This window comes from Actinophytocola sp. (genome assembly GCF_035712165.1).
GTDB lineage: Bacteria > Actinomycetota > Actinomycetes > Mycobacteriales > Pseudonocardiaceae > DASYTH01.
Genome location: NZ_DASTBH010000584.1, coordinates 1 through 9,955, shown reverse-complemented (window position 1 = coordinate 9,955; position 9,955 = coordinate 1). Strand labels below are relative to the sequence as shown.

Annotated in this window: 8 protein-coding genes and 1 pseudogene; 4 read left to right on the top strand and 5 right to left on the bottom strand. The window is 69.6% G+C overall.

The window, feature by feature from the left end; genetic code table 11:
- The 4 genes and pseudogenes from VFO68_RS34050 to VFO68_RS34035 all read right to left on the bottom strand — a co-directional run.
- Positions 1–203, bottom strand: a pseudogene (locus tag VFO68_RS34050) (hypothetical protein); the annotation flags it as partial.
- A gap of 431 nt (positions 204–634) precedes the next feature.
- A complete protein-coding gene (locus VFO68_RS34045) occupies positions 635–1,159 on the bottom strand; it encodes a DUF2269 domain-containing protein (protein ID WP_325162556.1) in 525 nt (174 codons plus the stop codon).
- Positions 1,159–1,422: a hypothetical protein gene (locus tag VFO68_RS34040; protein ID WP_325162555.1), complete on the bottom strand. Its 264-nt coding sequence runs from the start codon at positions 1,420–1,422 to the stop codon at positions 1,159–1,161. Before VFO68_RS34040 ends, VFO68_RS34045 begins: the two co-directional genes overlap by 1 nt.
- A gap of 63 nt (positions 1,423–1,485) precedes the next feature.
- Positions 1,486–2,133, bottom strand: a complete 648-nt coding sequence (locus VFO68_RS34035) for a DUF998 domain-containing protein (RefSeq protein ID WP_325162554.1) — start codon at positions 2,131–2,133, stop codon at positions 1,486–1,488.
- 79 nt (positions 2,134–2,212) lie between these two features.
- Here VFO68_RS34035 and VFO68_RS34030 point away from each other — a divergent pair, with 79 nt between their 5' ends.
- Complete coding sequence (locus tag VFO68_RS34030; protein WP_325162553.1) at positions 2,213–2,806, top strand: TetR/AcrR family transcriptional regulator; 594 nt, start codon at positions 2,213–2,215, stop codon at positions 2,804–2,806.
- A 451-nt stretch (positions 2,807–3,257) separates the two neighbouring features.
- Here the strand turns inward: VFO68_RS34030 and VFO68_RS34025 are convergent, their stop codons facing one another.
- Positions 3,258–4,115, bottom strand: a complete 858-nt coding sequence (locus VFO68_RS34025) for a hypothetical protein (RefSeq protein WP_325162552.1) — start codon at positions 4,113–4,115, stop codon at positions 3,258–3,260.
- A 274-nt stretch (positions 4,116–4,389) separates the two neighbouring features.
- Between VFO68_RS34025 and VFO68_RS34020 the strand changes: the two genes are divergently transcribed.
- From VFO68_RS34020 to VFO68_RS34010, 3 genes are all read left to right on the top strand, one after another.
- Positions 4,390–5,694 carry a hypothetical protein gene (locus VFO68_RS34020; protein ID WP_325162551.1) on the top strand — a complete coding sequence of 435 codons (1,305 nt, stop codon included), beginning with the start codon at positions 4,390–4,392 and terminating at the stop codon, positions 5,692–5,694.
- A gap of 409 nt (positions 5,695–6,103) precedes the next feature.
- Positions 6,104–8,440 (top strand): heavy metal translocating P-type ATPase, encoded by a 2,337-nt coding sequence (locus tag VFO68_RS34015; protein ID WP_325162550.1) that lies wholly within the window; start codon positions 6,104–6,106, stop codon positions 8,438–8,440.
- 338 nt (positions 8,441–8,778) lie between these two features.
- The gene (locus tag VFO68_RS34010; RefSeq protein WP_325162557.1) at positions 8,779–9,561 is read left to right on the top strand and encodes a sulfite exporter TauE/SafE family protein; all 783 of its coding nucleotides are present in this window, start codon (positions 8,779–8,781) and stop codon (positions 9,559–9,561) included.
- The last annotated feature ends 394 nt before the right edge of the window (positions 9,562–9,955 follow it).

The following is a 9,955-nucleotide window of genomic DNA, read 5'->3' as shown; positions in this document are numbered from 1 at the left end:
ATGCACAGGTGCAGCACGTCGTGCTTGGGGCCCGGATCTGGGGTGGGATGCGGATCCATCGGCAGCCCGGTCATGGGCGCGGTGGCCACCGTGTGGACGGTCGGGCCGGCCGCGGCCGTCACGTGGTGCATGACCACGACGCCGAGGGCGACCGAGACGAGCAGCAACCACCGCACGACGGCGTTGCGCAACCTGGCGTGCACGCCGCCACGGTATCCGGACAGCAGGGCGCTGACCTGGTCAGGTACCAGACCCGGCGCGCAACGACCATATCTGACCAGCTCAAGCCGACTATGCAGGCGCCAGCACATGATCACCATGAACGGGGGTCGGCGAGCCGTAACACCCATGAGGACGGACGGTATCTACTACACACCATAGTGCTATCTAGATTAGTAGTGAGTTCGACGGAGCGATGTGAGAGGTCTGACTCGAGGAGACACTCCTGCCACCGCCTGCTCTGAGACGGCTGGCCGGTGGCGCCGACCATCCGTCCCGCGCCGGGCTGCGGTGTCCAAGGCAGATCCCGGCCGGCGCATCCTCGTCCGCTGCTACCCCCAGATTCGAGTCCGCCGAGTCCACACGCGACACCTTCACCTGGACGGCGACGTCGTGGGCGAGCATGAACGGCTCACTACTCCGTGGGTGCCACCTGGGGCTGGGGCCGCGCTCGCTGTTGTGTGCGCCAGCCGCGGCGGGTCAGGCCGCGGGGTTTGTAGACCGACAGGATCAGCGTGCTGAGCAGCACGACCAGGCCGCCGAGGGAGTGCGGCAGCGTGCCCGGAAGTTCGCGGGGATCGGCACCCGATCCGGCTGCCTCGGCCAAGGCGCTGATGGTGCGGGTCTCCAGTAGCAGAATGGTGGTGGCGAACAAGGTGAGCACGAGCTTGGCCACGACCCAGTAGTGCCGAAACAAGCCCCAGGTGGTGCCCAGCGCGTTGACGATCGCGATGAGCACCGAGGCCAGGGCCAGCGGGAGGATAACCGTCCACACCGCCACCTCCATCGCCAGATACGCCGCGCGCACCAGCGCGACATCCGGGCTGGTGACCGCCGTGAGATCGAGCGCGAGGTAGGCCAGGACCGCGCCGAACCACCCCACCGAGGTGGCGACGTGGGCGGTGAGCACCAGCTTGCGCAGCCGCGGAGCCATCACCATCAATGGCCCCCCGCGGGCGGCGTGTGCGCCCCGGTGACGCTGGCCGGCGGGCCGCCCCCGCCGGGCAGGTGCCGACCGGGTCCGTGCTCCCCGCCCAGACCGGTGAGCTGCAACACGACGAACACCAGCACCAACACGCCCACCACAATGCCGGACACCACCACCCACCGAGGCACCCTCGGCGGTGTCCCGGTGGTCGGCTCGCGGGCAGGCCGCGGATCGGCGTCAGGCTGGCTGCGCGGATCGCTGGACAGGTCGGCCATCGTGGATCACCTCTCGACGATTTATCGAAACACTATGTCTCGTAGTACATCATAGTGTTCGGATCATGTCACCTGGCGGCGCAGTCTGGCCGCGAGCAGCAGGATGGCGAGCAGCCAGGTGGCCAGCGCGATGCGTTGGGCCAGGCCCAGCCACGGGTGCAGCGGCGCCTCGGCCGGTCGGGTCAGCACACTGAGCACGACGAACAGGGCCAGCAGCGCGATGCCGGTCGCGAGCAGATAGCCCGACAGATCGCGAAACCCCGGGTCACCGGTCAGCCGTCGGGACAGGACGATGAGTCCGGCGCCGATGGTCAGGAAGAAGATGGCGCCGTTGATGGTGTGCACGCCAGTGGGGTCGTAGGTGAGTCCCGCGGCGTCTTCGCGCATGGGAAACACGCCGGCGATCACCATTCCCACCCCGTTGCCCGCGAGCATGGCCGGACCCGCCACCGCCCACCGGGACCGGCGCAGGCACCGGTGCAGCCCGACGGCGAAGGCAATCAGGAGCAACCCGAACACGACGAAGTTCACCTGCTGCACCCAGCCACCGGGCCCGGCCTCCAGGTCGCTGATCACCTCCGTGGTGGCGTTGTACTCACCGCGGCGAAACACCGGCTGCACGAGAAAACCCGCGGCGAACAGGAGAGGACCGACGATTCCCGCCGTGGCCGACACCGCCAGGGCGCCGCGACGGTTCAGTGTCTCGCTCATGGCCGATGGACTTTATCGAGACACTGTGTCTATTACAAGACGCAGCGTCGCTATCGGTGTCGGTGTGTATGATGGGTTAGTGCCCAAGCTGTGGACCGAGACGATCGAGGCGCACCGGCGGGCGGTGATGGACGCGACCCTGGACGCCGCCGCGCAGCTGGTGGCCGAGCAGGGCCTGCGCGCGGTGACCATGTCGCAGATCGCCGAGCGCACCGGGATCGGGCGGGCCACGCTGTACAAGTACTTCCCGGACGTGGATGCGATCCTGCACGCCTGGCATGAACGGCAGATCGAGGCGCATCTGGAGCAACTCGCCGCGATCCGCGACCGACCCGGGGAACCCGGCGAGCGGCTCGCGGCGGTGCTGGAAGCCTACGCGCTGATCCAGCACCAGCGGACGCATCGGCACCGGCACGAGCCGCACGGCGGTGAGCTCGCGGCGTTGCTGCACCGCGGCGAGCACCTCGCGCCGGCGCAGCAACGGTTGCGCACCATGGTCCGACAGTTGCTGACCGAGGCCGCGGCGGCCGGCGAGGTCCGCGCGGACATGGCGGTCGAGGAGTTGGTGGGCTACTGCCTGCACGCGCTGGAAGCGGCCGGTGGCCTGCGGTCGGCGGCCGCGGTCCGCCGCCTGGTCGGCCTCACCCTCGCCGGCCTTCGCCCCCCACCCTGACCCCCGCGCACCGAACTGGCCGAACGCCTCGCCAAGGTCCCCGCGCCCGCCGGACCGACCCGGCAACTCGGCACAGACCGCGCGTTCGTCGCGCTCACTGCCGTCCAGGACAGCATCACTGGAGGACGACCAGGAGCACCCAGTCGCTGCTCGGAGTCGTGCCCGAACAGGCCCTCGCCGTCGCTGCCGCCGAGCAGGAAGACGAACCTGTTGAGGTCGGCGCGCAACTCAACGAGGTCATTGGCGCGACTTCCCGCGAGACCGCTCAACGACTCGCCAAGCCGGTCGGGTCAGCGGCAAGCAAGTCGTGGAGGAACTGACGCAGTTCGGCCAGCTCAACAGCATCCCCGGTATCCGGGTTCACAGTGGGCATGCTGGGTGCCGTCCTCGGTCAACTGGCCGTTTCGAGATCCGAAGCCCGCCACACAGACTGGTCCGGAGCGTGGTGCGGTCAGGACTTGGCTGGCAGCGCGAGCGCGGCGTCGATGGTGGTGTCCAGGAACGCGAGAGTGTCGCGGCGACGAGCCAGCGGGTTGCGATAGCTCCGGCGGCCTTCGACGCCCTCGGTGCGCAGGCTCAGGCTTTCGGCGATGATGGGCTGCCAGCGCGGGTCGAACGCGTTCTGGGCATACCGGCCAGCACCGCATTTGGAAGTCATCGTGCCGGTGGCGAGCAGGTGGTGCAGCCGACTCACACCGAGAACGGCCCACACTGGGAACCACGCACTGAGCCCGATGACCAGGGATAGGGGGCTGCGCTGCCGTTTCTGCTGCCACCACGGCCGCCAGTAGGTGCGCAGATTGTCGACGGTGAACGCGCGCAAGGCATCCTGGTCGGCCCAGAGGTCCACCTCAGCCGGCTGTGGCCCGCGCACCGCGATCCCGTGCCAGGCCAGCTCGCAGAACATCACCGGGTTGCCACCGGACCGTCCGGCCGGTGTGAACCGGCTCTCCTGCGCGCAGGGAACGTCGGGACAGCCGTCTGGGCCGGCGGCAAGACCGCTCCAGGTGAGCACCGCACCATCGAAGTGCGGCCGGGGGAACCGGGCCACGGTGCGGGCGTGCGCCTCGGCCAACGCTGCCGTCTCCCGAGACTCGGGCTCCAGGCGGCGGTCGGTCACCGCGACGAAGTCGATGTCGCTAGCCGTGCTGAGCCGGCCGCGACCGGCGCCACTGGGATGAAAGTCGCCCAAGGCTACCGATCCAACCAGGTAGAAGCCGGTGACCAAGCCCGGCGCCAACTCGTCCACGGCCGTCAGGAACAGCTCCACGCTCCGAACGACCTCGACCGGAAGATCGTCACTACGCATGCCAGGCAACCTACTGACAACCCGCACACCAACCGCGGACAACCTCAAGCCGGCACGTCGGGATACCGAGCCAACTTGGATGCTCAGCCACGGGTCGTTATCGGATATTCGCAATAGCTTGCCGGTTGCCGTTGGTCACGGTAGCGGCCTTCAAGCCGCCGGGTGCCACCCGCGCGTCAGGTCGCGTGGCCGGCCACCTCCTATCGGCGGTAGTGGGCCCTCGTGGCGGGTCCTAGGTTGGACGCACACCAGGCGATAACGAGGGGTGACAGGCATGGTGACGATCAGACTGCTGCGACGGGCGGGTGTGGTGGCGATGGCCACGGCGGTGATCCTGCCGGGGGTGGCCTCGGCACACCCCGACCCCACGGAAGGGCATGTGCATCCCCGGCCGGCCACGCCCACCCAGCAGGGATTCGAGCTGCTGGGGCAGGCCAACCCCGGCACCGGCTCCAACGGCGACGTGTATGCCTTCGACGGGTTCGCCTACCTCGGCAGCTGGATCGGCCAGGGCTGCCTGTCCAACGGGATCCGGGTCTATGACCTGCGCGATCCGCGGCATCCCGCCCACGTCTCCACCTTCGCCGACGCCGCGTCCAACCCGGCGCTGGCCGGGACGTGGACCGAGAAGGTGATCGTCGAGCGGGTGCACACCCGATCCTTCCGCGGCGTGCTGGCCGCGGTGTCCTTCCAAGCCTGCTCCAGCACCGACACCACAGCGTTTCGCGGTTTCGGGGTCTATGACGTGACCGATCCGCGGCACCCGCGCGAGTTGTCCCGCTACGCCGCGCCGGGCACCCGGGGCTCGCACGAGATCTGGCTCGGCGCCAACAACGGCAAGGCGTTCGTCTACACCGCGATCATCCGCTCGGAGCTGACCACCTCACCCACCTTCGACCCGGCCACCGGCGATGCCACCGTGCCGGGCCGCGCGGACTTCCGCATCGTCGATGTCAGCAATCCACGCCGACCCACCGACGTCGGCGAGTGGGGCGCCTGGCGGGAACTGGGCGTCAAACCCAACGCCGACGGCCGGTCCAACTTCGTGCACTCCGTACGGGTCGACGACAACCTCCAGCGCGCCTACCTGTCCTATTGGGACCTCGGAACCGTCATGCTGGACATCTCCACCCCGGCCCGGCCACGCCTGCTGGGCAAGACCACACCCACCCAGGGCGCCACCCACTCCAGCTTCGTCGCCCGCGACGGCCGGCTGCTCGTGGAGACCCACGAAACCGAAGCCGGACTACCGGTCTACTACGACATCTCCCGACCCTCCCAGCCGCGGCAACTGTCCACCTTCAGCATCGACGGCTTCGAAACCGACACCGTGCACGACCCGAAGGTCCGGGGGAACACCACCTTCTTCTCCTGGTACTCCTTCGGTGTCGTGGCCGCCCGCTCCACCGCCCCCGGCCGGCCGACGTTACGGGCCCAGTTCATCCCCGACACCGACTACATCAACCCCGACTTCTTCTGCGACCAACCCTGCGCCCAGGTATGGGGCGTCGCCCTGGACGGGGGACTGGTCCTGGCCTCCGACATGAACAGCGGCCTCTACGTCCTGCGCCTGCGCTGAACCAACCCGTTCAGCCACCGCCCGGGCGGCGACGTGACCGGTAGCCGGGTGTCCCAACACCCGGCCACCGGTCATCCGGGCTCGGTAGCCGGCCTCCTACCGGGATGCTCGCCCGCCGCGGACCTGCGGAACCCGAGCAGTCCGCGCCGGCCCGGATGGACTCCGTCGGTGCGCCCGCGCCGGGGTGACCGGCGCGCCGTCGCGGCACACGACTGTTCATCGCGGGACTCGTAGACGCCGGCGGACGCGCCACGCTGCCGACCGCATAGCACCCGAACGACTCCGTATTGGCGGCGGTCCGTGGCCCGAACCATCCCATTGCGGATATACCCCAGGGGGGTATAGTGGGTGTCGACGAAGGAGGCGGTGGGACGTGGACGGCACCGGTCAGAGCACTGCGGTTGTCGATGTGCGTGGCTTGCTGTGGGCCTCGGAGCAGAACGTGGTGGCCGCCCGGCTCGGCCGCCAGCCCGGGGTGCACGAGGTGGAGGTCAACCCGGTGGCGCAGACGGCCACCGTGGTGTTCGACCCCGATCAGACGTCGCTGGTCGACTTGCGGCGCTGGGTGACCGAGTGCGGCTACCACTGCGCCGGGCAGTCCGTGCCGTCGCACATCTGCGACCCGATGCAGGAGCCGGGCACCGACCAGAAGCACGCCGAACACGCCGAGGAGATGGGCCACGGCGGGCACGGTGGGCATGATGGGATGTCGATGGCGGCGATGGCCGCTGACATGCGCAACCGGTTCCTGGTGGCGGTGCTGTTCTCCATCCCGATCGTGTTGTGGTCGCCGATCGGCACCGAGGTGTTCGGCGTGGATGCGCCGGTTCCGTTCGGGCTGCGTCAGGACGTGTGGGCGCTGCTGCTGAGCCTGCCGGTGATCTGCTACTCGTCGTGGATCTTCTTCGCCGGTGCGGTACGCGCGTTGCGGGCCCGCACGCTGGACATGATGGTGCTGGTCGCCGTCGCGATCGGCGCCGGTTGGCTGTACTCGCTGATCATCACCGTCACCGGTGGCGGCGAGGTGTTCTATGAGGCGGCCACCGTCCTGGCCGCATTCGTCCTGTTGGGACATTGGTTCGAGATGCGCGCCCGCGGCGGCACCAACGACGCCATCCGCGCCCTGCTCGATCTCGCCCCGCCCCAGGCGGTGGTGATCCGCGACGGCGAGCCGGTGGACATCCCCACCGCCGAGGTGGTCGTCGGTGACCTGTTGCTGATCCGGCCGGGCACCAAGATCGCCGTGGACGGCATCGTCGAGGTGGGGCAGAGCGAGGTCGACGAGTCCATGGTCACCGGCGAGAGCCTGCCGGTGCCCAAACAGCCCGGCGCGGGCGTGATCGGCGCGACCATCAACACCGACGGCACCCTGCGGGTGCGGGCCACCAAGGTCGGCTCCGACACCGCCCTGGCCCAGATCGTCAAGCTGGTCCAGCAGGCGCAGAACTCCAAGGCACCCGGCCAACGCCTCGCCGACCGCGCGGCGTTCTGGCTGGTCCTGGTCGCCCTCATCGGCGGTGGGCTCACCCTGGCCGCCTGGCTGCTGGCCGGTAGCCCGTTCACCACCGCCATCCTGTTCGCCATCACCGTCGTGGTGATCACCTGCCCGGACGCGCTGGGCCTGGCCACCCCCACCGCGATCATGGTCGGCACCGGGTTGGGCGCCAAGCGCGGCGTGCTGGTCAAGAGCGCCATCGCTCTGGAAACCGCCGCCCGCATCCAGGTCGTCGTCATGGACAAGACCGGCACGCTGACCCGAGGCGAGCCCGAGGTCACCGACCTGATCACCGACGCCATCACCGAGGACGAGCTGCTGCGGCTGGTCGCCGCGGTGGAGCGCGAATCCGAGCACCCGCTCGCGGCAGCCATCGTGCGCCACGCCGAGGCTCGTGGCGTGGAACGCGTGCGGGCGACCGGATTCGAAAACGTGCCCGGCCACGGCGCCATCGCCCAGGTCGACGGACACCGCGTCGCCATCGGCAACCGGCGCCTGATGCAGCGCGAACGCACCGACCTGGGCACCCTCACCGCCCGCCGCGACCAACTGGCCGCCGACGGCCGCACCGCGGTCTTCGTCGCCATCGACGGCCGCGCTGTGGCTCTCATCGGTCTGGCCGACGCCGCCCGCGACACCTCAGCCGCCGCGGTCGCGCACCTGCACCAGCTGGGCATCGAAGTGGTCATGCTCACCGGCGACAACCAGGCCACCGCCCGCCGCATCGCCCACCAGCTCGGTATCGACACCGTCATCGCCGACGTGCTCCCCGGCGACAAGGCCACCAAGATCGCCGAACTCCAACGCGACGGCCGCAAGGTCGCCATGGTCGGCGACGGCGTCAACGACGCCCCCGCCCTGGCCCAAGCCGACCTCGGCATCGCCATCGGCGCCGGCACCGACGTCGCCATCGAAACCGCCGACGTCGTGCTCATGCGCTCCGACCCGCTCGACGTGCCCACCGCCCTGCTCATCGGCCGCGGCACTCTGCGCAAGATGCGCCAAAACCTCGGCTGGGCCATCGGCTACAACACCATCGCCCTGCCCATCGCCGCCGGCGTGTTCGAACCCGCCTTCGGACTGATGCTCCGCCCCGAAATCGCCGCCCTGTCCATGTCCGGCTCCAGCATCATCGTCGCCCTCAACGCCCTCGCCCTCAAACGACTCCACCTCCCCACCGCCGCACCCTCAACCCCCGCACCACAACCCCACATCCCCACCCCGCTCAACCCCCAACACCACGCCGCCTGACCGCGCCCACCCACACGGGAAGCCACAGGCAAGACCCAACGACCCGCACGCACCGATCTGGGCCCAGCGATACTCCCGCTCGGCGGGAGCCGCACAGCGAGCCCATCCGTGACACGACGCCACGACCGAGAACCCCCGGCGACCGTGCCAGCGCATCCGTATTGCCTGGCTGATGTCTTCACGCATCCCCACCTGTTCCGCGCGCCGACTGGTGATCAGCGACGGATCGCCCCGAACATGCGCGCTGGGCTTGGGATCCTGAACAGGTCGAGGCGCTGCCCTGATCAAGTCACAGCGCGACTGCGACACACTGATCCGATGAGCACCCGGTGGCGGCGATGACGTGGTCGACCGGGGTTCTGGGATGCCTGGCCGGACTGGTGATCGCGGCGGTGACCGCGCCGGTAGGGGTGTCCGGGGCGGTGTTCCTGCTACCTGTGCAGCTCAGCGTGCTCGGGGTGCCCAGCCCCGCGGTAACGCCCACCAACCTGCTCTACAACGTCGTGGCCGGCCCTGGGGCGCTGATCCGGTACTGGCGACACGGCCACGTCACCGGGCCGCTGACCCGCCTGCTCGTGCTGGGCACTCTGCCCGGAGTGGTCATCGGCGCCCTCATCCGGGTGTTCGTTGTCCCCGGACCCCGGCTCTTCCGGCTGGTGGTCGCCGCGGTGCTGCTGCCACTGGGCCTGTGGCTGTGCCTCCGGACCCTGCGGCCAGGCCGCAACGCACCGCGCCGGCCTCCGTCCCGCCGCTGGGTGACCCTGCTCGCAGTGACGGTCGGGATCGTGGGCGGCATCTACGGCATCGGCGGCGGCTCGCTGCTCGGCCCGATCCTGGTCGGCCGCGGACTCCCAGTCGCCGTCGTCGCCCCGGCCGCGCTGGCCTCAACATTTCTGACCTCGATCGCCGGCGCGCTCGCCTACACCGTGCTCTCCCTCACCACCACCGGCGACATCGCCCCCAACTGGTCGCTGGGCCTGCTGTGCGGGCTGGGCGGCCTGATCGGCGGATACCTCGGCGCCCGGCTCCAACCCCACCTCCCCGAACCCGCCCTGCGGCTGCTCCTCGGCCTCCTCGCCGTGATCCTGGGCACGCTCTACATCACCGAAACAGTGCGCTAACAAGCCAGGACCAACCCTGATAGTTCAGATCATCAGGATGGCGGGTGATTGCCAGCCAGTGGTGGTCCGGCGACCACCGGGCCACCGACAGTCGCCCCGGATCTCGAGACGCAGCGCCGTCGCCCGTGCGGACAGCGGTGTCTTGATGTGCGCAGCAGCCCGGTGGCCGCTGAAGCAGCAGGCGGTTCCAGCGCTGTCGACAGCAGTCGCATCGTCCGGTATGGACGTCGGTAGTTGGTCGTTCCCACCAGCTGGTCCAGCGCGCCGCCGCCGAGCACCCACGGAGCACCCCGATGCCGTCGTGTTTGGTCCGTCAGAGCGAGCGCGATCATCGGGGTTCGTTTGACCGGAGCCTTCCCGTGGACCGGATCACTTCGGCCCCGCCGCGCCCCTC

What these genes read in the sequence shown, in the direction of transcription:
- VFO68_RS34045 (WP_325162556.1), bottom strand. Translation starts at nt 1,159, where the DNA reads ATGGTGATGGCTCCGCGGCTGCGCAAGCTGGTGCTCACCGCCCACGTC.
- VFO68_RS34040 (WP_325162555.1), bottom strand. Translation starts at nt 1,422, where the DNA reads ATGGCCGACCTGTCCAGCGATCCGCGCAGCCAGCCTGACGCCGATCCG.
- VFO68_RS34035 (WP_325162554.1), bottom strand. Translation starts at nt 2,133, where the DNA reads ATGAGCGAGACACTGAACCGTCGCGGCGCCCTGGCGGTGTCGGCCACG.
- VFO68_RS34025 (WP_325162552.1), bottom strand. Translation starts at nt 4,115, where the DNA reads ATGCGTAGTGACGATCTTCCGGTCGAGGTCGTTCGGAGCGTGGAGCTG.
- VFO68_RS34020 (WP_325162551.1), top strand. Translation starts at nt 4,390, where the DNA reads ATGGTGACGATCAGACTGCTGCGACGGGCGGGTGTGGTGGCGATGGCC.
- VFO68_RS34010 (WP_325162557.1), top strand. Translation starts at nt 8,779, where the DNA reads ATGACGTGGTCGACCGGGGTTCTGGGATGCCTGGCCGGACTGGTGATC.